Here is a 24,865-nt window from a genome sequence, read left to right as displayed (position 1 = left end):
CCACTCGTTCGCTCCGGCCGTCTCACGGAGGCTCTGTGTCGTGAGTCAGACAGCCGACAAGGCCGGCGGGGCCGCCGCCGAAGCCGCCACCACGTCCACCGCCCGCCCCGGGCCCGCCCCCGGCAAGACGCCGCCCCCGGTGCGGCGCGCACGCGTGCACCGTGCCTGGTTCGTGGCCGCCGTCACCTTCGTCACCATCGTCGGCGCCGCCGCCTTCCGCTCGCTGCCGGGCCTCCTCATCGACCCGCTGCACGAGGAGTTCCACTGGTCCCGGGGCACGATCGGGGCCGCCGTCTCCCTCAACCTCGCGCTCTACGGGCTCACCGCGCCCTTCGCCGCCGCCCTCATGGACCGCTTCGGCATCCGGCGGGTCGTCGCGGGGGCGCTCGTGGTCATCGCCCTCGGCTCGGGCACAACCGTGTGGATGACCGCCGCCTGGCAACTGCTCCTCTGCTGGGGCCTGCTGGTCGGGCTCGGCAGCGGCTCGATGGCCCTGGCCTTCGCGGCGACCGTCACCAACCGCTGGTTCACCGCCCGGCGCGGGCTGGTCACCGGCATCCTGACCGCCGCGTCCGCCTCCGGGCAGCTCGTGTTCCTGCCGCTGTTGTCCTGGATCGTCGAGAGGCACGACTGGCGGCCGGCCGCCGTGACGGTCGCCCTCGCCGCCCTCGCGGTGGTCCCCTTCGTCTGGCTGCTGCTGCGCGACCACCCGGCCGACGTCGGCCAGGCGCCGTACGGAGCAACCGAGTTCGTGCCGAAGCCGGAACCCGTGCGGGGCGCCGCCCGTCGCACGGTGACGGTGCTCGCCTCCGCCGTCCGCTCCGGGCCGTTCTGGCTGCTGGCCGGGACCTTCGCGATCTGCGGCGCCACGACCAACGGCCTGGTCCAGACCCACTTCGTGCCCGCCGCGCACGACCACGGCATGCCGATCACGGCGGCGGCCTCGCTGCTCGCGGTCGTCGGGGTCTTCGACGTGCTCGGCACGATCGCCTCGGGCTGGTTCACCGACCGCTTCGAGCCGCGCCGCCTGCTGGCGGTCTACTACGCGCTGCGGGGCGTGTCCCTGATGTTCCTGCCGGTGCTGCTCGGCCCGTCGGTGCACCCGCCGATGGTGTTCTTCATCGTCTTCTACGGCCTGGACTGGGTCGCCACGGTGCCGCCGACGCTGGCGCTGTGCCGGGAGTGGTTCGGGGAGGACAGCGCGATCGTCTTCGGCTGGGTCCTCGCCTCCCACCAGGTGGGCGCGGCGGCGGTGGCGTACGCGGGCGGCGTGGTGCGGGACGCGACCGGCTCCTACGACGTGGTCTGGTACGCGGCGGGCGCGCTGTGCGCGACGGCTGCCCTGATGTCCCTGACCATCCGCCGCACCTCGCGCGGGGGAGTGGCGGCGCCGGCGTGACCCCGCGCGCGAAGCCCGAACCACCGTCCTGGCGTGGCCGGTTGGGGCCCCGATGAGTCGTTCGGGTCACTTGTCGTCCCCCGGGCTCGGGCCGTGTCCCCCACGAGAGCTACCCAGAGGTGCGCTCCGCGGGGTGACGCGTACAGGGGGTGGGTTCTTGTTGACTCAGGTCATCAACACGACGGCCTGGCTGAGCGGGCCGGCCGGCCGGCCGAGCAGTGAGGACGACACCATGACCACGAAGCGCAGTGCGGCGACACCCGTCCCGCCCCGGGGACGCCGGTTCGCCGCGGTTCTGCTGGCCTCCACGGTGGTGGGGGGCGCGCTGACCGCCTGCGGCGGCTCGGCGCAGGGCGTGGAGGTGTCCGGGACCGTCGCCAAGAGCGTCGGCAAGGACGCCGGTCGGTCCGCGGGGGCCGCGCGGATCACCTGGGGCACGTGCCCGCCCCTGGCCGAGGGACAGACCCGCGACCCCCACCTGACCTGCGGCACGCTGAAGGTCCCGCTGGACTACACGCGTCCGGGCGGCACGAAGATCGAGGTCGCGGTCTCCCGGCTGTCCACCGCCAAGCCCGGGAAGCGGCGCGGGGTGCTGGTGCTCAACCCCGGCGGACCGGCCCTCGGCGGCCTGGACATGCCCGGGACGATGGCGCCCACCCTGCCGAAGTCCGTGCGGGAGCGCTACGACCTCATCGGCTTCGACCCGCGCGGCGTCGACCACAGCACCCCGCAGAGCTGCGGTCTCAACGACCCCAGCGTGGCCGGGCTCTTCCCCTTCCCCGCGGCGGACGGCTCGATCACGAAGAACGTCGCCCTGGCGAAGGCCAACGCCAAGAAGTGCGCCGACACGGCGGGCAGGAACCTGCGGTACTACACCACCGCCAACACCGCGCGTGACATCGACCGCATCCGCCAGGCGCTCGGGGAGAAGAAGGTCTCCTACTGGGGTCAGTCCTACGGCACCTACCTCGGCGCCGTCTACCGCTCCCTGTTCCAGAAGCGGACCGACCGGATGATCCTGGAGGGCAACGTCGACCCCACCAAGGTGTGGGCCGACCTGGTCGCGGACACCTGGGGCAAGGGCATGGCCGACCGGTTCCCCGACGCCGCCCGCGTCGCCGCCGCCCAGAACGGCACCCTCGGCCTCGGCGGGAGCGTGGCGGAGGTGACCCGCACCTACCTCGCGCTGGCCGACCGGCTCGACCGCGAGCCCGCGGCGATCCCCGGCGCCCCCGTGTCGCTGGACGGGGCGATGCTGCGGTCGGTGACCTACTCCCTGCTGCTGCACAACGACACGCTTCCCGTGCTCACCCAGTTCTGGAAGGCCGCCCAGGACCTGGCCGAGGGCAGCACCACCGCCGCCGACGCCGAGGTCCTCAAGCAGGTGTTCGCCGACACGCCGACGACCCCGGGCGTCCCCGCGGACAACCAGGCCACCATGTTCCTCGCCCTCACCTGCGGCGACGCCCAGTGGCCCAAGGACGTCGACGGCTACGCCGCCCGCACCGCCGCTGAGCGCGCCAAGTGGCCGCTCACCGCGGGCATGCCCGCCAACATCTGGACGTGCGCCTTCTGGGACAAGCCGGCCGAGCCGACCGTCAAGATCACCAAGGGCGGCGCCCGCGACACCCTGATCCTGCAGAACCGCCGGGACAACGCCACCCCCTGGGAGGGCGGACTCGGACTGCACAAGGCCCTGGGACGCGGCTCCGCGTTCGTCGGCGTCGACAACGGCGGCCACTACGTCTACGACGCCGGTTCCTCCTGCGCCGACAAGACCACCGTCACCTTCCTGACCACCGGCCGCCTGCCGCACAAGGACCTCTACTGCACCGACGCCGCAGGGAAGTGACCCACTCGAGCACGGTGGCGAGGGGCCGGAGGGGACGCACTTCCCCCTCCGGCCCCTCGCGGCGTCCGTGACGGGCCCTGTCCGCCCAGCGACAATCCGCGCCGACAGGCGAGAAGAGCGACGGCACGCACAAGGGCGTCCGCGGGCTGAGGGCCGCGCGGACAGTGCGTACAGGGGCCCGGGGCCGTCACGACTGAAGCACGCGGCGTCGGGCCGGCCGGTACGTCAGCAGGGTTTGGTCGACAACACCCAGGAGAAGTCGGCGACATCGTCCGCGCTCGGTGCGCCGGCGTCCATCCAGCGAACACCATAGGCGTCCAGGAATTTCACTCGCGTTCCTGTCGTCTGGTAGTTGATCCAGGAACCGGTGCCGCGAGTAGGCATGAGGTGGTTGTTGCAGTCCGACCAGCGCCACAGGGCACCCGACCAATTGATTCCCGAGTAGACGCAGAAATACGTGTACGAGCACCCCGAATCCTGGATCGTCGACGGAGATGCTTCAAGATCCCGGACCTTCTTCTCTCCGGGAAGCGGCAGCAGGAGACTGCTGCCTCGGTCGTCCAGTCGGATCTCGTTGACGGCGACTTGGGATCCTCCCACCTGCTTGAGGTAGGAGTCGACGCTTTTCTGCATGGTCAGCGCCTGCTGGTGCGTCAGCCCGGCCTCGTCCGCCTGGTGGGCGAAGGGCAGCTCCGGATTGGGCGACGCCTGCGCCGAGAGCGCTGCTGAAGTAAGAAGTGCCAGCGACGAAGCGAGAGCCAATCCGAGCTTGATCGTCCAACCGCGTTGCGAATGCGCGGTGTTCGTCATGGAGCCTCCATGATTGCTGTCGGCGGTCACGCCGGTGGTGCACTGCTCGACCTGTGGCGGGGTTGCACGGTCGCAGTCGCCACTGTGTCCTCGATGCCATGGCTCAGCCATCTTTTCGACCCTGATCGAAAGCATTCGTGCCCGCTCGCCGGTGAGGCTGGAGGACTGCACTCCGCCGTCCCGGTCGACTGGGCCGAAGCCGGACGCACGGGAGAGACGGGAGAGCCGTCGGGATTCGGCATGACTGCGCCGGAGGGCGTCCGGCGAGTTCTGGGATCGGAGCGGTCGTTCGCGGGAGGCGGCGAAGCGGACGCGGTGTTCCCGGCATCGACCACCGATGGCCGGATCGCGGAGGCCCTCTGCTGACGCGGCGCGCTCAGGCCCCCGCCCGGACCCCCCGGGCCACCGCGCGGGCGATGCGCTCCGCGTCACGGGCCATCTCGCGGAGCATGCCGCTGATCGGGTTGGTGAAGCCGGTGAAGTACAGGCCGGGGGCGTTCTCGGGGGTGCGGCCGCCGCTCGTCACCGGGCGCCCCCGGGCGTCCAGCACGTCGAGGTGGCCCACCAGCGGTTCCAGGCCCCGTGCGTACCCCGTGGCCGCGATGACCGCCTCCGGCTCGACGCGGCTGCCGTCGGTGAGCAGGACCGCGTCGCCCTCGAAGCCCTCGACCGCGGCGACGACCTCGACCCGGCCCGTGCGCACCGCCTCGACGATCCCGGCGTCCTGCACCGGGATCGCCCCTTCCCGGACCCTGCTGTACAGGCCCGTTTCGGGGCGCGGCAGCCCCTGCGCGGTCAGGTCGGGCACGCTGATCCGGCACATCGTCCGGGCCAGCCGGTCCACCAGCCGCACCGGCAGCCGGCGCACCAGGACCGCGCTGTACTGGGCGGCCCACCCGGCGGTGGAGCGGCGCACGATGTGCGGCACGGTGCGCACCGCCAGCCGCACCCGCCGCGCGCCCCCCTCGACCAGGTCCACCGCGATCTCCGCCCCGGTGTTCCCGGCCCCGACGACGAGGACGTCCCGCCCCGCGAACGGCGCGGGCGAGCGGTAGCTCCCGGCGTGCAGGAACTCGCCGCTCCAGTCCTCGCGTCCGGGCCACTGCGGCACGTACGGCGTGTGGTTGAAGCCGGTCGCGAGAACCACCGCACGCCCGGTCAGCTCCCGGCCGCCGGAGGCGCGCAGCAGCCAGCCCTCGCCGTCGGGCGCGCGCTCCACCCGGGAGACCTCGACCCCGGTGACGATCTCCAGCTCGTGGTGCTCCGCGTACTTCTCCAGGTAGCGCACCACGTTCTCGCGGCTCACCCAGCGGCCGAAGGAGCGCGGCATCGCAAGCCCCGGCAGGGAGGACAGGCCCCGGGTGGTGTGCAGCCGGAGCCGCTCGTAGTGGCCCCGCCAGGAGGAACCGACCTGGTCGGAGCGCTCCAGCACCACGGCCCGTACGCCCTTGGCGCGCAGCGCCTGCGCCGCGGCGAGACCGCCCGGGCCGCCGCCGATCACGTAGACGGGACGGTCCTCCTGGCTCGGCACGGCGCGCGGCCCGGAAGAGGCGGAGGAAGCAGTCGAGTCGGCCATGAGCGCGAGCGTAACGACGCCCCGGCTTGATGGGTATCGGTCAAGACCTGAATCGGTTGCGAAATGATCACGTGTGGGGAGGGGTGGTGAACGGGCGGGCCCGGGGCCCCGCTCCGAAGGTGAAGCCCCGTTCCGTACGGGTTTCAATGGACGGATGCCCCCTGTCGACGCACATCCACCGAAACCCCCCGCCCACCCGGCCCCGTCCGCTCCCGCCCACCCCGCCCCGTCCGCTCCCGCCCACCCCGCCCCGTCCGCTCCCGCCCACCCCGCCCCGTCGGTTCCCGACCTGTACGGGCACGGTCTGCGCCTGCGGCCCTGGGACCCGGACTCCGACGTGGACGTCGAGGCATGGCTGCACGGGCACACCGATCCGGTGTTCCGGCGCTGGAACACCCCTCTGCGCACGGTCCACGACATCGACAGCGCCCGGGAGTCGATGGCGGCCCGGGCGGAGAGCGTGGCCCGGGGGACCAGCGTCGCGTACTGCGTCACCGAGGCGGACGGGGGCGCGGTGCTGGGGCACATCGGCCTCAACGCCATGGACCCCGTCATGAGCCGTGCCTCGTTGGGCTACTGGGTACTGCCCGGGGCGCGGGGCCGCGGGGTCGCCACCCGGGCGCTCGCGCTCACCTCGAGGTGGGCGTTCTCCGAACTCGAGCTGCACCGGCTGGAGCTGGACCACGCACTGCGGCACGAGGCGTCCTGCCGGATCGCCGAACGGTGCGGCTTCCGCTACGAGGGGACGCTGCGGGGCGCCATGTTCGCCGAAGGGCGGCAGGACGCCTTCCGCGACGCCCACCTGCACGCCCGTCTCGCCACCGACCCGGAACCCGCCCTCGGCTGAGCGCCCGCGCCCCGGTTCACGGCCACAGCAGCTCGCGCACCCAGGTGTCCGGCTCGCGCCGGTAGCGCAGGCGGACGTGGCGACGGCGCGGGTCGCCCTGGAAGAACTCGGCCTCCACCGGGTCAAGCCGGTACAGCGTCCAGGTGGGGGCGGGAGCCTCCGGCTCCGCGGCGGCCCGCTCCCAGGCCGCCTCCGACCGCTTTGCCAGCTCCTCCGCCGAGCCCAGCACCTCGCTCTGCCGGCCCACCAGCGCGGCCGCCAGGGCCCCCGTCGAGCGGGCGTGCAGATCGGCGGCGCCCTCGGCGGCCGAGGCCCGCGTCACCGGGCCGCGCAACCGGACCTGACGGCCCAGCACGGGCCAGTAGAAGCCGAGGGCCGCGGCCGGGCGGACGGCGAGCTGGCGGCCCTTGCGGCTGGTGTCGTGCGTGGCGAAGGACCAGCCGGCCGCGTCCGCGCCGTGCAGCATCACGGTGCGGACGTCCGGCAGGCCCTCCGCGTCCACCGTGGCCAACGAGACCGTGTGCGGCTCCGCCTGACCCGCCGACACCGCCTCGGCGAACCAGTCGGTGAACAGGGCGAGGGGTTCGCCGGGCGCGTCCGCCGGGTCGAAGCGCCTCAGTTCGGTGACCTCCGGGTCCCACACCCGCAACGATCTCAGCAACGACTCGAGGTCATGGTCCATGCGTCGAGTATCACTGGACCGGAAGCGCGGAACCGCCCGGCGACGGGCGCGGCGAGCAAGAGGACGACGTGGCGGCAGCGAGGACGATGTGGTGACGAGGACGGCGGCGCGCCCGTGGCGCGGGGTGGGAGCGGCGCTGGGCGGATCACTGCTCCTGGCGGCCGGGGCGAGTGCCTGCGACACGGGAAAGTCCGAGACCCGCTCCTACGTGAGCGTCCCGGACCTGTTCTATCTGCGGCCGTACGGGGTCAAGGCGGCCTCGGACGCCCGGACGACGCCCTTCCACGTGCGGGCCAGGGACGCCACGACCCCGAGCCCCCACGGCAGGTACGACCACCGGCTCACCGTGGACGCGAGCGACGCCGGCGGCGCCGTGCGGCTGAAGATCGTCGGGATGAGCCACAGCGGCCCGCGCTGTTCCGGGACCGACCGCCGGGTGGTGTGCGAGGTGGAGGGCGAGTACGACAGCTGGTCGGCGCTCGACCGTGTCTACCCCGTCGCCGCCAAGGGCAGCGAGCCGGGGGAGGGCGGCGTCGTCCGCTTCACCTTCACCACCGAGGACGGCGAGAAGCACACCGCCCGCAGCAGGGTCGTCGTCGGCGGACCGGCGGTGCGACTGCGGAAGGCCGGGCCCTACGAGAAGGTCGCACCCGGCGCGGAGATCACCTCCGACCTCGTCGTCCGCAACACCGGCCAGCTCCCCGTGCGCGGACTCGGGGTGCAACTGAGCGGGGGCGAGCTGGAACTGCGGCGCGCGTACTCCAACTGCCGCTACCCGGAGCCGTACAAGGGCCAGGTGGCCGTCTGCGAGCTCCCCGACGTGCGGATCGAACCCGGCGAGACGGTGACGCTCGGCCCCGAACTCCGGCTGCGCGCCTCGAGGACCAGGATGGACGGCTCGTTCACCCGCGCGGTCTGGCCCCTCGACATCGGGCCGGACAAGTACGCCACGGTGCCGGAGGGCGGCGAGAAGGGCGAGGGACCCCCGCTGGAGGTCGTGAGCACCTCCAGGAAGGGCGGGGGGACGTTCGCGGCGGGTTCGGTCGCGACGACGGTGCTCCTGGACACGACCTCCGACTTCCGGGTCGAGGAGGTGCGGACGAGGGTCGGCAAGGGGCGGGTGGTCCATCTGACGGTGCACGACGACGGACCCGGCGATCCGGGCCACAGCCGGTGGCTGGTGTTCACCCCGCCGCCCGGAGCGGTGGTCACCGAGCAGCCCATGGACGAGATCGACGAGGACGCCTTCGACCCCCACTGCCGGCGGGACGGCGCCGACTACATGTGCGACGTGGGCAATCTGCCGCCGGGCAGGAGCCGCACCTTCGACTTCACGCTGGACCTGGACCGGGCCGGAGAGGGCAGGGTGGCGGTGAAGGAGAGGGACCCGTCGGTCGACCGGCACGACCCGAGGCCGGCGAACGACAGCGCCAAGGTCGTCGTGGCGCCCTGAGCGGTGGGGTGGTGGCCCCGGCGGGGTCACCACGGGCCGGCGGCCGTCCGGGCGTCCGCTTGACAGGACTCGGACGTCCGGACGGTCGCGCCGGCTACTTCGTCGGCTTCCTGCCGGTGATGCCCAGGTACACCAGCAGGGCCAGATTGGGCTTGAGTTCGGCCGCCTTGACGCCCCAGGACTGGGGGCCCTTCTGGTGCGAGGCGACGGCGGCGAGCATCGTCACGATCGAGCCGGCCATCGCCGCCGGGCTGACGTCCTTGTCGACGCGGCCCTTGGACTGGAGTTCGGCGATCGCTTCCGAGAGCGAGCCGTGCAGCGAGTTGAGGGTCTTCGTTCTGATCTTGTGGAAACGTTTATCCCCTTCCGCGGCACCGAGTTCGACCACGCGGAGGATGGCGTCGTTTTTGCGCCAGAAGTCGAGGAAGCCATCGACGAACTCCTGGGCCGTCGACCAGCCGGAACGGCCGGTCCAGGAGCGCCCCTCCACCAGTTCGCCGAGCACGGCGCTCTCGCCGGCCATGCGCTCGGCGATCTCCAGGACGGCTCCCTCGACGTCCGGAAAGTACTGGTAGAAGGTCGCGGGTGACGTGCCCGCCTTCCGCGCGACGTCGATGACCTTGACGTCCCGGTAGGGCGAGGAACTGAGCATCTCACCGAGGCAGTCGAGCAGTTTCTGCCGCGTCGCCTGCCCGCGCCGACCGGCCACGCGGCCGTCGACGGTACGCACTTGTCCTGTCATGTCGTCAGCTTACCGAGGGGGGAGGGGAGCGCTATTCGGCCGACTGCAAATGGGGAGTGCGGCTCCTGTGGGCCCCTTCCCCGGCGCTTCCGGGGCGTCCGGGAAGAGGGTGCGGAGAGGGTGCGGAGCAGCCCCGCGCGCGGTGCGCGGCCCGCGCGGTTAGGTTGACGGCATGGCCGAAAACCCGCCCCCCACCTCCGAGGACGACACCGGTGCCGGTGCGCCGGGCACGGGGGAACCCGGCGAGGACGCGCACGGCCCGCACGCCCCCGGAACCGGCGCGCGCCCGCCCGGCACGCCGGGTGAGCCGGGCACGCGGGGTGAGCCGGGCACGCCGGGCCCTCCGGGCGCGGAGGAGCCGGGGCCCGCCGCGCCCGCCCCGGCCGCGCCGGACACGGGCGCACGCGAGGCCGCCCCGCCCGCGCCCGCCCCGTCCGAGGCCGCCCGCCCCGCACCCGCCACCGCCACCCCGCCCCCCACCGAGGCCCCCGCGTTCGCCGAGGGCGTGCCCTGCTGGATCGAGGTGCAGCTCTCCGACGTGGAGGCCGGCCGGCGCTTCTACGGCGAACTCTTCGGCTGGAGTTTCGAGCCCGCCCGCGAGGGCGTGCTGTGGGCCAGCCGCAAGGGCGCCTCCGTGGCCGCGCTCGCGCCCAAGGGCGACGGGCGGATGCCGACCGTCTGGACCGTGTACTTCGCCGCCCCCGACCTCGGCGCCCTCCTCGGCCGCATCCGCGGCTCCGGCGGGCAGGTGATCACCGGGCCGAGCCCCGTCGGCCCCGGTTCCGGAACCGGCCGCCCGCTCGGCGTCATGGCGCTCGCCGCCGACCCCGAGGGGGCGGTCTTCGGGCTCTGGCAGGCCGGTACGCACGCCGGGTTCGCGCGCCGGCACGAGCCGGGCACCTTCACCTGGGCCGAGCTGTACACCCGGGACACCGGCGCCGCGAACGACTTCTACGCGCACCTCTTCCACGACGCCCTGTTCGGGCCCGGCGCCGCACCGGACTTCGGCCGTGCGGCGGTCGACGAGGTGTTCCCGCCCGAGATGCCGCCGCACTTCCTCGTCCACTTCGGGGTCGCTGACGTGGCGAAGGCGCTCGCCACCGTGCACCGCCTGGGCGGCCGCACCCAGGTGAACCCCTTCACGACCTCGTACGGCACGGTGGCGGTGGCCACCGACAACCAGGGCGCGTCCTTCGCCCTCCTGGAGCGCTGACGGCCGCCGGGAGCCCTTCGAAGGAGTGCCGGGAGCCCTGTCCAGGAACGGCGGAACGGCCCCCGACGTTGACTCGAGGCGCGGGCGAAGCGGCACCCGGCCTTTTTGTCCGACAACACCCCGTTCCGCCCGTGGGTTCGCCTCAGGGGCTCCGGACAGGAAGAATCGGGGTGCGTGCCGCCATGGCGGTGCGGTGGTGAGACGCTGCACGGGGTCGCGTACTGGACGAGGGTGACGCGGGCCGTACGGGGAGGTGGCAGGCAAGTGGTGGATCAGCTGACGCAGCACGATCCGCGGCGTATCGGTCCGTTCGAGGTACTCGGACGGCTGGGCGCGGGCGGCATGGGGCTGGTCTATCTCGCGCGCTCGGCGTCAGGGCGCCGCGTGGCGATCAAGACGGTGCGCACGGAGCTGGCCGAGGACCAGCTCTTCCGTGTGCGCTTCACGCGTGAGGTGGAGGCCGCCCGCGCGGTCTCCGGCTTCTACACGGCCGCCGTGGTCGACGCGGACCCGCGCGCGGCGGTGCCCTGGCTGGCCACCGCCTACGTCCCGGCGCCCTCGCTCGAGGAGATAGTGAACGACTGCGGGCCGCTGCCGGCCCAGGCCGTGCGCTGGCTGGCCGCCGGTGTCGCCGAGGCGCTCCAGTCGATCCACGGCGCGGGGCTGGTGCACCGCGACCTGAAGCCCTCGAACGTGCTGGTGGTCGAGGACGGGCCGCGAGTCATCGACTTCGGCATCGCCTCCGGTGTTTCGAACACACGTTTGACGATGACGAACGTCGCCGTCGGCACCCCCGCGTACATGTCGCCCGAGCAGGCCAAGGACTCACGCAGCGTCACCGGCGCGAGCGACGTCTTCTCGCTCGGCTCGATGCTGGTCTTCGCCGCCACCGGCCACCCGCCCTTCCACGGCGCCAACCCGGTCGAGACGGTCTTCATGCTGCTGCGCGAGGGCCCGGACCTGTCCGGGCTCCCGGAGGAGCTGCGTCCCCTCATCGAGTCCTGCATGCGGATGGAGCCCACCGCCCGCCCCAACCCGGCCGACCTCCAGGCCCAGCTCGCCCCCCACCTCTTCGGCGCCGGCTCCGACGACAGCGGCACCGCATCGGCCTGGCTGCCGGAATCGGCCGTCGGCCTGATAGAGACCCGGCGCGGCGGACGGACCACCGTGCGGCCCCCGGCCCCGCCCGCCCCCCGCGGCGGACCGGTCGCCCCGGTGGTGCCGCCCCCGCCCTCCCACGACCCGCTGCCCGTGCCGGCCACCGCCCCGGGGCCGGGCGGCGCGCCCGACACCGGTCCGGTCCGGCTCGCCGGCGCCCCGGTGCCCATCGGTCCCGGGCCACGCGTCGCGGACATGCGGGCCACGGCCATAAAGCCGCTGCCGCCCGAGTCGGCGCTGACCGCGAGCTGGTCCAGGCCGCGCCCCGGCGTCAACGGCGCCGACCCGGCCCCGACGGCCGCCCCGCCCGCCCCGCCGGAGGCCGCGCCCGCCGGCTGGCGGCCCTGGCGCTTCCGCATGTCCAACGACGTGTGGGGCACCCCCTCCGTGGCGGGCGACCTCGTCTACGTCACCTCCTTCGAGGTGCACGCGCTCGACGTCGCCACCGGCCGCCGCCGCTTCAAGACGCGCGACGTCGCCTGGTCCATGGCGGTCGCCGACGGCCGTATCCACGCCTCCGACGGGCCGACCCTGGTCGCGCTCGACGCCCGCGAGGGCGGCGACCTGTGGCGGATCAACACCGATGCCTGGGTCTACTCCCTGCAGGCCGACCGGGGCACGGTCGTCACCGGCACCCGTGGCGGTGGCGTCCAGGCATGGGAGGCCTCGACCGGGCAGAAGCTGTGGGAAGTGACCGGCGCCCAGACCGACTTCGAGGCCCCCGAGGCGGGCCCCGCCGTGCACGAGGGCACCGTGTACGTCTGGAAGGACGCCCGGCTGCGCGCCCTGGAGGCCCGCACCGGCGAGGAACGCTGGTCGTACCCGGTCGGCGACGCCGCGTCCTGCGGGGGAGTGCCGGTGCGCCTCGCGCACGGCTCCGACGGCTGCGTGTACGTCTCGGCCGGCACGCGGGTGATGGCCGTCGACGTGGCCGGCGGCCATGTGCGCTGGCACTTCGAGGCGCCGGCGGTCTTCCTGTGCCCGCCCGTGTTCGTCCCCGGCCCCGCGGTCACCGGCGGCGGCGTCTACCTCGCCGACTACCTCGGCACGGTCTACGCCCTCGACGCCACCGACGGCCGCGACCGCTGGCGGATCGCCACGGAGGCGCGCGCCTCGATCGAACCGGTGCTGGTGGCCGACGGCCATGTCCACGTCGGCAGCGGCAAGGGCCTCTACACGTTGGACGCGGTGACCGGCACCCCGAAGTGGCGGTTCCAGGCGGGCGGCGACCTCGTGGGCGCGCCGGTGGTCGCGGAGGGCCGCATCCACTTCGGCTCCACGGACCACCTGCTCTACACGTTGAAGGCGGACGACGGCCGGCTGCGCTGGAAGCTGGCGACGGGCGGCGAGATCACCGGCTCCCCGGTGGTGCGCGACGGCGTGGTGTACGCGTGCAGCAAGGACCGCTGCGTGTACGCGCTGGACGCGGAGAAGGGCACGGGCACGGCCCGCACGACGTGACGTGCCCGCCGGCCCGAAGTCCGGCCCGAAGTCACCTCGGCGCAGGCGCCCCTGACGGGCTGCCGGGCAGGGCCCTAAAGTGACGGCATGCGTATACGGGGGACCACACTCAGGCTCACCGCTGTCTCGACACTCGTCGTCCTCGCCCTGACCGGCTTCTCCAGCCGGCACGGCGGCCACGGCCACGGACACAGCGGCGGAAGCGGCGGCGGCTGCAGCAGCTCCAGCCAGGACCACGACAGCTCCTCGTCGTCCTCGTCGTCCTCGTCCGGCGGCGTGTCCAAGGACGACTACGACAGCGGCGACGACGACAGTTACGGCAGCGGCTCGTACGGCGGCGGCTCGGGCGGATACCGCTACCGGGACCGCTACCACGACGATGACGACGACAACCGCGGCGGCGGCGGGAAGGCGAAGTCCCTGGACGACGCCACCGTGGAACTGCTCGACTGCGCGAACGGGAGCAGGCCGTACACCAAGGTCCTGGTGACCAACCCCAACGCCAGGAAGGCCACGTTCACGGTCACCGTCGTCCTCAGGGCCGACCGGGACCGGACACTCGACACCGTGCGCACGAAGGTCGAGGTGCCGGCCGACGGCGCGGTGACGGCGAAGGTGAGACCGACCGACCGTTCCCTCGCCGCCGAGGTCGAGGAGTGCGCGCCCGAACCGAGGGCTCCGCAGGCCCGCTGAACGCCCGTCCGCAGGGCGCACCGCCCCGCGGACACACGTCGGCCCCGGCGTCTCCCCAGACGCCGGGGCCGATCCCCGTGCGGGCCCCGCCCCCGTTGCGGGACCCGGTCGTGCCCGGCCGCGGCGCGCTCCCCCAAGCGGCGCCGCGGCCGGTTCTCCCCCGTCGGGAGAGGTCCGGTCGGGTCAGACGGGCTCGTCCGTGGCGTGCACGTTGTCCGTCGACGCCTCGCCCGTGTCGCCGAGCTTCGCCGGCTCGCTGGTGGCGTGGACGTTCTTCGCGGCGACGGGCTCGCCCGTCGCGTGCACGTTGCCGTCCGGCTCGTCGGTGGCGTGGACGTTGTCCGTGGTGTTCTCGTCGCTCATTCCGAGTTCCTCCCCTGGATGTTGCGGAACAACCTTGCGTGGGGGCGGGGTCCGCCCGGCAACTCCCCCGTGGGCTGCCGGACGGCCCCGCCCGGCCGGTTCACCATGAGTGCCCGGCCTTTCGCCGGTCCGCCTGCCCCCCGACGCGGCGGCTCGACGAGTCGAGGATGCCGTACGGCGATAAACGAACGATGAACGTCCCCTTCGACGGCCCCCACCCCGGCCCGAGTGCTCTCCCGACCCGGCTCGACGACCGTCCCGACCCCGCCGGTTCAGGCGACCGACACCGGTTTCAGCAGGCCCCGCACCTCGTCCGCCTCCGGCGCCCCCAGCGCCTCGAACAGGTCGAGCGCCTCGCGCCAGCACACCTGTGCCCGGCCATGCTGCCCTATGCCGTGCAGCGCCCGCCCCAGCACCGTCAGCACGTTGCCGCGCCGCCAGTCCCCGCCGATGCCCCGCAGCAGCGTCAGCGCCATCTCCGCGTTCGAGGCGGCCTGCGCGGGCCGCCGGGCGGTCAGATCGAGTTCGGCGAGCCGGAACAGGGTCATGCCCTCCCACAGCCGCTGCCGGCTGTCCCGGAACACCAGCAGCGCCTGCTGGAGGCAGTCCGTGGCCTCGGTCAGCTTGCCGCTCGCGGTCAGCGCGAGGCCCAGCGCGTAGCGGCCGTTGGCGCCCTTGAGGGCGTGGCCCATGTCGTCGTACATCGCCGCGCCCCGGCGGGCCAGCGTGACCGCGCCGGCGGTGCGGCCGGTGGCCAGGTGGATGCGGGAGAGGTTGCACAGCGCGCTCGCCTCGCCCGGCCGGTCGCCCAGCGCCCGGAAGTTCTCGATGGCGCGGGTGAAGTGCGCCTCGCCCTCGTCGTGGCGGTTCTGGTAGAGCGCGACGACGCCGCTGATGTTCGAGGACCAGCAGGCGGTGAGCGGGTCCCCGGCGGCCTCGGCCAGCTCGGTGGCCCGCCGGGCCTCCTCCACCGCCACGTCGAAACGGCTGCCGGAGATGTGGTGCACGAAGGCCAGCGCGGTCAGCGCCCGGGCCTGGGTGCGGGCGTCCTGGATCTCCCGCGCCACGTCCCGCAGCAGCGCCGCGACCGCCTTGTACTCGCGGGAGTTGGCGCCCGACTCGGCCAGGTCCACCGCCGCCCACAGCACGTCCACGGCCCGGCGCAGTGTGCCCGGGCGGGCGGACTGCCGTACGCAGGCCAGCAGGCAGACGGCCTCCGCGTACAGCCAGTCCTGGGCGGCGTGCCGGTCGGAGAAGGACAGCCCCGGGTACGAGGCCCGCTCCAGGTGGTCCATGAGCCGGTCGCCCGGCCGCTCGATCGCGTACACGCCCGCGACCGTGGCCAGGTAGAAGTCGAGCAGCCGGGACAGCGCCGCCGCCCGCTCGCCCGGCTCGCGCTCGTCCCGCTCGGCGCATGCACGCGCGTAGAGCCGTACGAGGTCGTGGTAGCGGTAGCGGCCGGGCGCCGCCGATTCCAGCAGGGACATGTCGACGAGGGACTCCAGCAGGTCCTCCGTCCCGTCCACCGGCAGGTCCAGGACGGCGGCCGCCGCCGCGAGCGAGATGTCGGGGCCGTCGGCGAGGCCGAGCAGCCGGAAGGCGCGGGCCTGTGCGGGCTCCAGGGCGCCGTAGCCGAGTTCGAAGGTGGCCTTGACCGCGAGGTCCCCGGCCCGCAACTCGTCCAGCCGGCGGCGCTCGTCGGCGAGCTTGGCCGCGAGGACCGACACCGTCCAGGTGCGGCGGGCGGCCAGCCGGGAGGCGGCGATGCGGATGGCCAGCGGCAGGAAGCCGCAGGCGGCGACCACGTCGAGCGCGGCCTCCCGCTCCCCGGCCGCCCGCTCCACGCCGATGATCCGGGTGAACAGCTCCAGGGCCTCCTCCGGCGACATCACGTCCAGGTCGACCAGGTGCGCCCCGGCCAGGTCCACCATGCGGATGCGCGAGGTGATCAGCGCCGCGCAGCCCTCGGTGCCGGGCAGCAGCGGGCGGATCTGGGCGGCGTCGCGGGCGTTGTCGAGCAGGACGAGGACGCGGCGGCCGTCGAGCAGCGAGCGGTACAGCGCCGCCCGTTCGTCGAGGGAGTCGGGGATCGCGGAGTCGGCGGTGCCCAGCGCCCGCAGGAAGGAGCCGAGGACGGTCTCCGGCTCGGCGGCGCGGGGGCCGGCGCCCTGGAGGTCGACGTAGAGCTGCCCGTCCGGGAACGCGCCCCGCGCCTGGTGCGCCACGTGCACGGCGAGGGTGGTCTTGCCGACGCCGCCGATGCCGGCCAGCGCCGAGACGGCCATCACCCGGCCGCTCGCGTCGGCCGAGGCGAGCACCTCGCCCAGTTCGGTGACGAAGGCCGAGCGGCCGGTGAAGTCGGGCACGGTCGCCGGGAGCTGGGCCGGGCGCACGGGGGCGGCGGCCGGTTCCGGCTCGGCCGCGGGGGGTTCGGCGAGGGCGGGGTCGGCGCGCAGGATGCGCTGCTGGAGCTCGCGCAGTCCGGGGCGCGGCTCGACGCCGAGCTCCTCGGTGAGCAGCCGGCGGGTGTCCGCGTAGACCGCGAGCGCCTCGGCCTGCCGGCCGCTGCGGTACAGCGCCAGCATGAGCAGTTCGCGCAGCCGCTCGCGCAGCGGGTGCGTGGCGGTCAGCGCGGTGAGCTCGGAGACGGCCTCGCCGTGGCGGCCCTGCTCCAGGTCCATGTCGAGACGGGACTCCAGGTGCTGCAGCCGCCACTCCTCCAGCCGGGTGCGCTGGGTCTCGGCGTAGGGGCCGGGCACGTGCGCGAGGGACTCGCCGTCCCACAGCGCCAGCGCCTCGTCGAGCAGCGCGCGGGCCCGCCCCAGGTCCCCGGAACTCCGCGCCTTCTCGGCGTCGGCGACGAGTTCCTGGGCGCGCAGCAGGTCCAGCTCGTCGCCCTCGGACAGCCGCAGCGCGTAACCGCCGGACTCGCTGTGCAGCACCTCGGCGCCGAGGGCCTTGCGCAGCCGGGAGGCGTAGGTGCGGACGGTGGCCAGGGCGCGGGAGGGCGGTTCCTCGCCCCACAGGGCGTCGATCAGTTCGGAGGCGGTCGCCGTGCGGCCCTCGCGCAGCAGCAGCGCGGCGAGCTGGGCGCGCTGCTGGGGCGAGCCGGTGGGCAGCGGTTCGTCACCGCGCCAGGCCCGCACCGGGCCGAGCACACCGAAGCGCAGTGCCGCCGTCTCCCGGGCCCGCCCCTGCTCCGGCACCCGCGGTCCACCGTCCATCGCCGCCTCCGCCCCCCTGCGCACCGACATCACGTCAACGGGGCAAGTCTGCCTTGTCCTTGGCGAATGCGTCAGCCGTGGGAGACCGCGATCACAGGGCGCCACGCGGCACACCACACAACCCGCACGCCCTCGCCACACCTTCACGCCCCCGGCGGCGGGTCCGGCGGCGGGTTCCCGGCCCCGCGCGCCGGGCAAATTGGGTCGACACCGGGGCGGCGTTCCAGGATGCTCGCGCGATGACCCGAATCGACGACACGCCCTCCGCCTGGGACGAGCGCACCCAGCTCACCAGATTCCTCGACTACGCGCGGGACACCGCCCGCTTCAAGTGCGAGGGGGTCTCCGCCGAGCACGCGCGCGAGGCGCCCCTGCCCGGCTCCCCCCTCATGACGATGAGCGGGGTGATCAACCATCTCCGCTGGGTCGAGTACTACTGGTTCCAGGTGGTCTTCCTCGGCGAGGAGGACGAGGGCCCGTGGACCGACGAGGACCCCGACCGCGAGATGCGCATCGCCGTCGACTTCCCCCTGCCGCAGCTGCTCGAGGAGTACGCGGCACAGTGCGCCCGGTACCGCGAGCTGGTGGCCCGCAACGCCCTCGGCAACCGGGCGAAGCGCCCCGTCCGCGACGGCCGCCACGTCGACCTGCGCTGGATCCTGCTCCACCTCACCGAGGAGACGGCCCGCCACAACGGCCACCTGGACATCCTGCGGGAGCTCCTGGACGGCACCACCGGCGACTGAACCGCCCCGCCGCGCCCGCGCCGGCCGGACCCGGCCGCCGGGCCGGGCGGGAGCGAAGCCGCTGATCACCGGCTCCGTATGCTCGAAGGATGACGACTTCCGCGACCTCCGGAACCGGACACCCCACCGAGAACTCCATGCGTCGCGCCCTCAAACGCGCCCGGGACGGCGTCGCCCTCGACGTCGCCGAGGCCGCCGTGCTGCTGCGGGCGCGCGGCGCCGCGCTCGACGACCTCGTCGCCTCCGCCGGCCGCGTGCGCGACGCGGGGCTCGAGGCCGCCGGCCGGCCCGGTGTCATCACCTACTCCAAGAGCGTCTTCATCCCGCTCACCCGGCTCTGCCGGGACAAGTGCCACTACTGCACCTTCGTCACCGTGCCCGGCAAGCTCCGCCGGGCCGGGCACGGGATGTTCATGTCGCCGGACGAGGTCCTCGACATCGCCCGCAAGGGTGCCGCCGCCGGCTGCAAGGAAGCCCTGATCACCCTCGGCGACAAGCCCGAGGACCGCTGGCCCGAGGCCCGCGAATGGCTCGACGCGCACGGCTACGACGACACGATCGCCTACGTCCGCGCCATCTCCGTGCGCATCCTGGAGGAGACCGGGCTCCTCCCGCACCTCAATCCGGGCGTCCTGAGCTGGACCGACTTCCAGCGGCTCAAGCCGGTCGCGCCCTCGATGGGCATGATGCTGGAGACCACCGCCACCCGCCTGTGGTCCGAACCCGGCGGCCCCCACCACGGCTCCCCCGACAAGGAGCCCGCCGTCCGGCTGCGGGTCCTGGAGGACGCCGGACGCTCCTCCGTGCCCTTCACCTCCGGACTGCTCATCGGCATCGGGGAGACCCACGAGGAGCGCGCCGAGTCGCTGTTCGCGCTGCGCCGCGTCTCCCGCGCCTACCACGGCGTCCAGGAACTGATCATCCAGAACTTCCGCGCCAAGCCCGACACCGCGATGCGCGGCATGCCGGACGCGGAGCTGGACGAACTCGTCGCCACGGTCGCCGTCGCCCGGCACATCATGGGCCCCTCCGCCTGCCTCCAGGCCCCGCCCAACCTCGTCGACGAGGAGTACGAGCGGCTCATCGCGGCCGGCATCGACGACTGGGGCGGCGTCTCCCCGCTCACCGTCGACCACGTCAACCCCGAACGCCCCTGGCCCCGCATCGACCTGCTGCGCGAGCGCTCCGCCGGCGCCGGATTCACCCTGCGGGAACGCCTCTGCGTCTACCCGGAGTTCGTGCGCCGGGGCGAACCCTGGCTCGACCCCCGGCTGCGCCCGCACGTGGCCGCCCTCGCCGACCCGGAGACCGGGCTCGCCCGCGAGGGCGCCCTGCCGCGCGGACTGCCCTGGCAGGAGCCCGAGGAGGCCTTCACCGCCACCGGCCGCACCGAACTGCACCGCACCATCGACACCGAGGGCCGCACCGCCGACCGCCGCGAGGACTTCGACGAGGTGTACGGCGACTGGGGCGCCCTGCGCGAGGCCGCCGCCCCCGGCATGGCCCCCGAACGCCTCGACACCGACGTGCGGGCCGCCCTCGCCACGGCCGCCGACGACCCGACCCGGCTGAGCGACGAGGAGGCCCTCGCCCTGCTCCACGCGGACGGCCCGGCCCTCGACGCCCTCACCCGCATCGCGGACGACGTGCGCCGCGCGGCCGTCGGTGACGACGTCACCTACATCGTCACCCGCAACATCAACTTCACCAACGTCTGCTACACCGGCTGCCGGTTCTGCGCCTTCGCCCAGCGCCGCACCGACGCCGACGCCTACACCCTCTCCCTCGACCAGGTCGCCGACCGCGCCCAGCAGGCCTGGGACGTGGGCGCGGTGGAGGTCTGCATGCAGGGCGGCATCCACCCCGACCTGCCCGGCACCGCCTATTTCGACATCGCGCGGGCCGTCAAGGAGCGCGTCCCCGGCATGCACGTGCACGCCTTCTCCCCGATGGAGGTCGTCAACGGCGCGAGCCGCACCGGGCTCTCGATCCGCGAATGGCTCATCGCCGCGAAGGAGGCGGGCCTGGACTCCGTTCCCGGCACGGCCGCCGAGATCCTCGACGACGAGGTCCGCTGGATCCTCACCAAGGGCAAGCTGCCCGCGGCCACCTGGATCGAGGTGATCGAGACCGCGCACTCCCTCGGCATCAGGTCCAGCTCGACGATGATGTACGGCCACGTCGACCAGCCCCGGCACTGGCTCGGCCACCTGCGCACCCTGGCCGGCATCCAGCAACGCACCGGCGGCTTCACGGAGTTCGTCACACTGCCCTTCATCCACACCAACGCCCCCGTCTACCTGGCCGGGATCGCCCGCCCCGGCCCCACCGTCCGCGACAACCGGGCGGTGACCGCGATGGCCCGCCTCCTGCTGCACCCGCACATCCCGAACATCCAGACGAGCTGGGTCAAGCTGGGCACCGAGGGCGCCGCCGAGATGCTCCGCTCCGGCGCCAACGACCTCGGCGGCACCCTGATGGAGGAGACCATCTCCCGCATGGCGGGCTCCTCCTACGGCTCCTACAAGTCCGTACGCGACCTGGTCGCCGTCGCCGAGGCCGCGGGCCGCCCCGCCAGGCCCCGCACCACCCTGTACGGAGAGGTCCCCGAGGAGCGCCGGCACGCGGCCACCGCCTCGGACGGCCACCTGCCGGAACTGCTGCCGGTACTGGAGCAGTAGGGGCCGGGACGCGCCGCGCCCCCGCGGATGTGGGGGTGTGGCGCATGTGGGCCCGTGGTTCGCAGCGCAGCGTCTCCGTTCGATTACAGTGCCGCACGCCGAACATACGGAACATGCGGACATGGACATGCGGACACGCGCGGACGGCGGCCGTGAGGAGGCCTGGGTGGGTGCGACAGCCGGTGCCGTCTGGGGCCGTACCGAACAGCAGGACTTCCGCAGCCGGGTGCGCGGAACGCTGCTGGGCGCGGCGATCGGCGACGCGCTGGGCACCCCGCTCGACGGCCTGTCCGCGGACCGCGTCCGCGAGGAGCGCGGCGAGCGGGGTCCCGCCGACCTCCTCGTCCACCACGGCCGCCGCGGCACCGTCTCGCACCTCACCCAGCTCACCCTGTTCACCCTGGACGGCCTGATCCGGGCCCAGGTCCGCAGGGACACCGGCGCCTGGCACCCGCCGACCGACCTGCATCGCGCCTATCGCCGCTGGGCGGCCACCCAGCACGACTGGGGCCCGGACGAGCGGCGCACGGAGGACGGCTGGCTGGCGCGCGAGGAGTGGCTGTACGCGCGCCGCGCCCCGACCCGCGCCTGTCTGCTCGGCCTCGGCGACGCCGTGATGGGCACCCCGGCCGCACCCAAGAACCCCGCCGCCGTGGGCCCCGAGGCGGTGGTCAGGTCGGCGCCGTTCGGACTGCTGGTGGGCTGGGAGCCGCACCTCGTGATGCAACTCGCCCTGGAGTGCGCCACCCAGACCCACGGGCACCCCACGGCGTACCTCGCGGCCGGCGCGTACGCCGTCGTCGTGCACGCGCTGGCACGTGGCGGGGACGTGGACGACGGGGTGCAGCGGGCGCTGCACCTGCTGTCGCCGCGGCCGGGGCAGGAACCGGTCGCCGAGGCACTGCAGCGGGCGCTGGGAGCGGTGCGGCAGGGGCTGCCCTCGGCGGCGCGGGTGGCGGAGCTGGTGGACGGCGGCTCGGCGGAGCGGGTGCTCTCGGCGGCGGTGTACTGCGCGCTGGTGGGGGAGGACGTGCGGCACGGCCTGCGGCTCGCGGTGAGCCACGGGGGCCCCTCGGGGGCGGCCGGGGCGCTGGTGGGCGGGATGCTGGGGGCGCTGTACGGGGAGACGGCGCTGCCGCCGGCGTGGCTGGCGGAACTGGAGGGACGGGCGACGATGCTCGTGCTGGCCGACGACTTCGCGATGGAGATGACCCAGGGCGCCTCCCTGCACACCCCGACGGCCGCGACACCGGGATGGCTGGCCCGCTACCCCCGGGCGTGACCGCCGTGCGGGGCGAGCCCCCGGGGCGAGGCCGGGACAGGGCCGCCGGCACGGGGCGGCCGGGCAGCATGAAGCCCCCTCGGCTGGGACGGCGGCCAGTCGAGAGGGCGTCAGCGGTGGAACCTGAAAAGGGTGAAGCGACGTCGGTGAGGTGCGCTCAGCCGAGGTCCGTGGCGCGCCGGCCCACCTCCGCCACGAAGGCGTTCCACACGCCCGCCGGGAAGGCCAGGGCGGGACCCTGGGGGACCTTGGAGTCCCGTACGGCCATCGCCGCCGGAACCGGGGACTTGACCTCGACGCACGCACCGTTTCCCGTGGAGTACGAGGACTTGGTCCAGGTCTCGGTGGCGCCCTGCTGAATTGCCATGTTCGCTCCGCTACTGCTGTTCGGCCGGTCGTGATGGGCTGTTCCCGTACCGCGGGGCCGCCTCGCGGGCCCACGGCACGGTTCACGCCAACATTGCTGCTCCATTGGCGTGATCGACGCTACTCGTCACGCTCGGCGGGCGGTGCGGCCGTTCACTCGACCGGATGGCATATTCCAGAGGGACTTCCGTCGATACCGCCCGGGGTGTACCGTGCGGCCTTTCCTCGCGCCGACCGACCGATTCGCCCGGCCGACCGATTCGCCCGGCCGCCGATTCGCCCGGCCGCCGATTCGCCCGGCCGACCGACCGGCTCGCCCGGTCGATCGGCGGGGCGGGGCTCAGCCCGAGTACTCCCGTGCGTACTCCTTGGCGATGCGCGAGATGACCTCGCGGGACTGCTCCACGTTCAGCGCCTGCGCCCTCAAGTGCTCGTACATGACGCTGTACTTCTGCACGTCCGCGGCCTTCTCCAGATACAGGTCGCTGGTGACGCCCTCGATGTAGACGACGCTGGAATCGGCCGTGTCCGGGAACTCCAGGATCGCGTACTGCCCGTTGAGGCCGGGGTGCGCGCCCATCTCGAAGGGGATCACCTGCACGGTGACGTGCGGCAGTTGGGACTGCTCGACCAGGTGCTCCAACTGCTCCCGCATCACCAGCCGGCTGCCGACCACCCGGCGCAGCGCGGCCTCGTCCAGCACGGTCCACAGGCGAAGCGGGTTCTCCGGCGCGGAGATTCGTTCCTGCCTGCGCATCCGCACCTGCACCCGTTTGTCGATGTCCGCCGAGGCGGTCTCGGGCAACGCGCCCGCGATCAGCGCCTCGGCGTACGGGCGGGTCTGCAACAGCCCGGGGACGACCTGGGGATCGTAGATGCGCAGCGAGGCCGCGTCCGTCTCCAGACCGATGTAGACGCTGTACGGGATGTCGCCGAAGGAGTGCCACCAGCCCTGCTGGCGGGAGTCCTTGGCCATCTGCATCAGCGAGTCGACGATACGGACGTCCTCCACCTCGTACACCCCGCACAGGTCCCGCACGTCGCGCTGGCTGATGCTGCGCCGTCCGTTCTCCAGACGGCTGATCTTCGACTGCGAGACCAGGAGCCGCTCGGCCACCTCCTCGGCCGTCATGCCCTTCAACTCGCGGAGCCGGCGCAGCTCCTGGCCCAGCCGGCGCCGCCGGACGGTGGGATTGACATTGGACGCCACGGGACGTGCACCTCCGGCTGCCTGCAAGGCTGACTATGCGTATCTGCTGTTGAGCAGATTGCCACCAAGGTGCTCCTCACCGCTGGCAAACGGTGGATGTGCGGCACGTACACGCCAGTTCGGGACCCCACACGCCCGGGTGGGCACGCCCACGGCCCGTACGCGTTCCCGCGTACGGGTCGTGGGGACGTCGGTGCGGCGGGTCCCTGCGGTGTCCTGTGGTCCGTGTGCCGCGCCCGGTGGCGTCTTCGGTGTCAGTGCGCCACCGCGCGTGCCATGGTGGAACCGCGGTGCGGCTGCATCGGCACCCCGCGTGCGGGCTCCGCCGGCCTGGCGGGGCCGGCCGCCGGCCGCCCGTTCGGCTGGCCCCGGCGCGGCTGTCCGGCGGCGCCGTTCTGGACGTCCATCACGGCGTGCGCCACGAGTCCGCCCATCGGGTCGTGCCGGATCAGGTCCCGCAGCCGGGAACGGGACGAGCGTCCCTCGTTGCCCGGATACAGGTGCTTGCCGAGGCCGACCGCGTGGGCCAGCGCCGCGAGCGCCGCGGTCCGCGGGTCCGGCGGTACGCCGGTGCGGATCGCGGAGTCCAGCCGGGCCCTGATCTCCCGGCTGATCGCGTTGTCCGTCGCCTGGTAGCGCGTCGTCGGCAGCACCCCGCACATCTGGCCCGCCACGGCATGCACCATGCCGCACCGCTCCAGGTGCGAGAGATACGTCTGACGCAGCCCCAGCCGGGGCCCGCCTATCCAGTGGACCGCGCGTACCGGGGCGCCGCGCCTTCGCAGCAACTCCAGTGCGCAGTCCAGTGTCGGATCTCCTGTCGGCCGTGGTACCACCACGGCGATACGATCCCCGTCTGGGGCTATCCGTCCGGCCAGCGCCAGCTCCACTAGCTGTGCCCCGGCCAGACCCAGGTCGAGCGACTGCGGCTGCGCAGTGGTACCCGTGGCCGGGTCCAGTGCGAGCAACAGAAGCTCCTCCGGAAGTGTTCTGCGGCTCCTGCCCATCCATGCCTCCCCGCGTGGATGAATGACAGGGTGACCCCTCTCACATTGGTCTGTCGAGGGTGCGTGACCGGTTCGTAGTGGAACCGGTAGGTATGTCGTT

General features: G+C 73.6%; 20 protein-coding genes. 11 read left to right on the top strand and 9 right to left on the bottom strand.

Going from position 1 to position 24,865, the window contains the following annotated elements; genetic code table 11:
• Positions 1 to 40: 40 nt before the first annotated feature.
• Positions 41 to 1,399 (top strand): MFS transporter, encoded by a 1,359-nt coding sequence (locus OHB09_RS14040; protein ID WP_381190043.1) that lies wholly within the window; start codon positions 41 to 43, stop codon positions 1,397 to 1,399.
• Positions 1,400 to 1,556: 157 nt separating this feature from the next.
• On the top strand, positions 1,557 to 3,251 hold the full coding sequence (locus OHB09_RS14035) for an alpha/beta hydrolase (protein ID WP_328922058.1): 1,695 nt from the start codon (positions 1,557 to 1,559) through the stop codon (positions 3,249 to 3,251).
• 225 nt (positions 3,252 to 3,476) lie between these two features.
• Here OHB09_RS14035 and OHB09_RS14030 read toward each other — a convergent pair whose 3' ends face one another.
• Positions 3,477 to 4,061 carry a peptidase inhibitor family I36 protein gene (locus OHB09_RS14030; protein WP_093595365.1) on the bottom strand — a complete coding sequence of 195 codons (585 nt, stop codon included), beginning with the start codon at positions 4,059 to 4,061 and terminating at the stop codon, positions 3,477 to 3,479.
• A 9-nt stretch (positions 4,062 to 4,070) separates the two neighbouring features.
• On the opposite strand from OHB09_RS14030, the gene OHB09_RS14025 reads away from it, so the two are divergent.
• Entirely contained in the window at positions 4,071 to 4,427 is a 357-nt protein-coding gene (locus tag OHB09_RS14025; RefSeq protein ID WP_328922057.1) for a hypothetical protein, read from the top strand.
• A gap of 10 nt (positions 4,428 to 4,437) precedes the next feature.
• Here OHB09_RS14025 and OHB09_RS14020 read toward each other — a convergent pair whose 3' ends face one another.
• On the bottom strand, positions 4,438 to 5,637 hold the full coding sequence (locus tag OHB09_RS14020; protein ID WP_191854771.1) for a flavin-containing monooxygenase: 1,200 nt from the start codon (positions 5,635 to 5,637) through the stop codon (positions 4,438 to 4,440).
• A gap of 154 nt (positions 5,638 to 5,791) precedes the next feature.
• Here OHB09_RS14020 and OHB09_RS14015 point away from each other — a divergent pair, with 154 nt between their 5' ends.
• Positions 5,792 to 6,484: a GNAT family N-acetyltransferase gene (locus tag OHB09_RS14015; RefSeq protein WP_252307090.1), complete on the top strand. Its 693-nt coding sequence runs from the start codon at positions 5,792 to 5,794 to the stop codon at positions 6,482 to 6,484.
• Between the two features lie 16 nt (positions 6,485 to 6,500).
• Here the strand turns inward: OHB09_RS14015 and OHB09_RS14010 are convergent, their stop codons facing one another.
• Positions 6,501 to 7,166 (bottom strand): pyridoxine/pyridoxamine 5'-phosphate oxidase, encoded by a 666-nt coding sequence (locus OHB09_RS14010; protein WP_328922056.1) that lies wholly within the window; start codon positions 7,164 to 7,166, stop codon positions 6,501 to 6,503.
• A 91-nt stretch (positions 7,167 to 7,257) separates the two neighbouring features.
• On the opposite strand from OHB09_RS14010, the gene OHB09_RS14005 reads away from it, so the two are divergent.
• Entirely contained in the window at positions 7,258 to 8,619 is a 1,362-nt protein-coding gene (locus OHB09_RS14005; protein WP_234526580.1) for a COG1361 family protein, read from the top strand.
• Positions 8,620 to 8,713: 94 nt separating this feature from the next.
• Here OHB09_RS14005 and OHB09_RS14000 read toward each other — a convergent pair whose 3' ends face one another.
• Positions 8,714 to 9,349, bottom strand: coding sequence for a TetR family transcriptional regulator (locus OHB09_RS14000; protein ID WP_167792920.1), 636 nt, complete (start codon positions 9,347 to 9,349; stop codon positions 8,714 to 8,716).
• A 184-nt stretch (positions 9,350 to 9,533) separates the two neighbouring features.
• Between OHB09_RS14000 and OHB09_RS13995 the strand changes: the two genes are divergently transcribed.
• The 3 genes from OHB09_RS13995 to OHB09_RS13985 all read left to right on the top strand — a co-directional run bounded on the left by OHB09_RS13995 (position 9,534) and on the right by OHB09_RS13985 (position 13,886).
• On the top strand, positions 9,534 to 10,574 hold the full coding sequence (locus OHB09_RS13995; RefSeq protein WP_328922055.1) for a VOC family protein: 1,041 nt from the start codon (positions 9,534 to 9,536) through the stop codon (positions 10,572 to 10,574).
• Between the two features lie 264 nt (positions 10,575 to 10,838).
• A complete protein-coding gene (locus OHB09_RS13990) occupies positions 10,839 to 13,193 on the top strand; it encodes an outer membrane protein assembly factor BamB family protein (RefSeq protein WP_006143965.1) in 2,355 nt (784 codons plus the stop codon).
• A gap of 87 nt (positions 13,194 to 13,280) precedes the next feature.
• The gene (locus OHB09_RS13985; RefSeq protein ID WP_328922054.1) at positions 13,281 to 13,886 is read left to right on the top strand and encodes a hypothetical protein; all 606 of its coding nucleotides are present in this window, start codon (positions 13,281 to 13,283) and stop codon (positions 13,884 to 13,886) included.
• 183 nt (positions 13,887 to 14,069) lie between these two features.
• Here OHB09_RS13985 and OHB09_RS13980 read toward each other — a convergent pair whose 3' ends face one another.
• Positions 14,070 to 14,249, bottom strand: a complete 180-nt coding sequence (locus OHB09_RS13980) for a hypothetical protein (RefSeq protein WP_006143963.1) — start codon at positions 14,247 to 14,249, stop codon at positions 14,070 to 14,072.
• Positions 14,250 to 14,521: 272 nt separating this feature from the next.
• Positions 14,522 to 17,473, bottom strand: coding sequence for an AfsR/SARP family transcriptional regulator (locus OHB09_RS13975; protein WP_093595353.1), 2,952 nt, complete (start codon positions 17,471 to 17,473; stop codon positions 14,522 to 14,524).
• A gap of 239 nt (positions 17,474 to 17,712) precedes the next feature.
• On the opposite strand from OHB09_RS13975, the gene OHB09_RS13970 reads away from it, so the two are divergent.
• The 3 genes from OHB09_RS13970 (at position 17,713) to OHB09_RS13960 (ending at position 22,182) form a co-directional block, all read left to right on the top strand.
• Positions 17,713 to 18,219, top strand: coding sequence for a DinB family protein (locus OHB09_RS13970; RefSeq protein ID WP_093595350.1), 507 nt, complete (start codon positions 17,713 to 17,715; stop codon positions 18,217 to 18,219).
• An 89-nt stretch (positions 18,220 to 18,308) separates the two neighbouring features.
• Positions 18,309 to 20,900 carry a bifunctional FO biosynthesis protein CofGH gene (locus OHB09_RS13965; protein WP_006143959.1) on the top strand — a complete coding sequence of 864 codons (2,592 nt, stop codon included), beginning with the start codon at positions 18,309 to 18,311 and terminating at the stop codon, positions 20,898 to 20,900.
• 121 nt (positions 20,901 to 21,021) lie between these two features.
• On the top strand, positions 21,022 to 22,182 hold the full coding sequence (locus OHB09_RS13960; protein WP_406308010.1) for an ADP-ribosylglycohydrolase family protein: 1,161 nt from the start codon (positions 21,022 to 21,024) through the stop codon (positions 22,180 to 22,182).
• A gap of 157 nt (positions 22,183 to 22,339) precedes the next feature.
• Here the strand turns inward: OHB09_RS13960 and OHB09_RS13955 are convergent, their stop codons facing one another.
• The 3 genes from OHB09_RS13955 to OHB09_RS13945 all read right to left on the bottom strand — a co-directional run bounded on the left by OHB09_RS13955 (position 22,340) and on the right by OHB09_RS13945 (position 24,765).
• Entirely contained in the window at positions 22,340 to 22,549 is a 210-nt protein-coding gene (locus OHB09_RS13955; protein WP_006143957.1) for a DUF397 domain-containing protein, read from the bottom strand.
• Between the two features lie 339 nt (positions 22,550 to 22,888).
• Positions 22,889 to 23,758: a helix-turn-helix domain-containing protein gene (locus tag OHB09_RS13950; RefSeq protein WP_006143956.1), complete on the bottom strand. Its 870-nt coding sequence runs from the start codon at positions 23,756 to 23,758 to the stop codon at positions 22,889 to 22,891.
• A gap of 254 nt (positions 23,759 to 24,012) precedes the next feature.
• Positions 24,013 to 24,765, bottom strand: coding sequence for a GOLPH3/VPS74 family protein (locus tag OHB09_RS13945; protein ID WP_040897048.1), 753 nt, complete (start codon positions 24,763 to 24,765; stop codon positions 24,013 to 24,015).
• Positions 24,766 to 24,865: the final 100 nt, after the last annotated feature.

The sequence above is a fragment of the Streptomyces griseoaurantiacus genome, assembly GCF_036189845.1.
Lineage (GTDB): Bacteria > Actinomycetota > Actinomycetes > Streptomycetales > Streptomycetaceae > Streptomyces > Streptomyces griseoaurantiacus.
The sequence above is the reverse complement of the archived record's forward strand: the minus strand, read 5'-3'. Positions and strand labels throughout refer to the sequence as shown.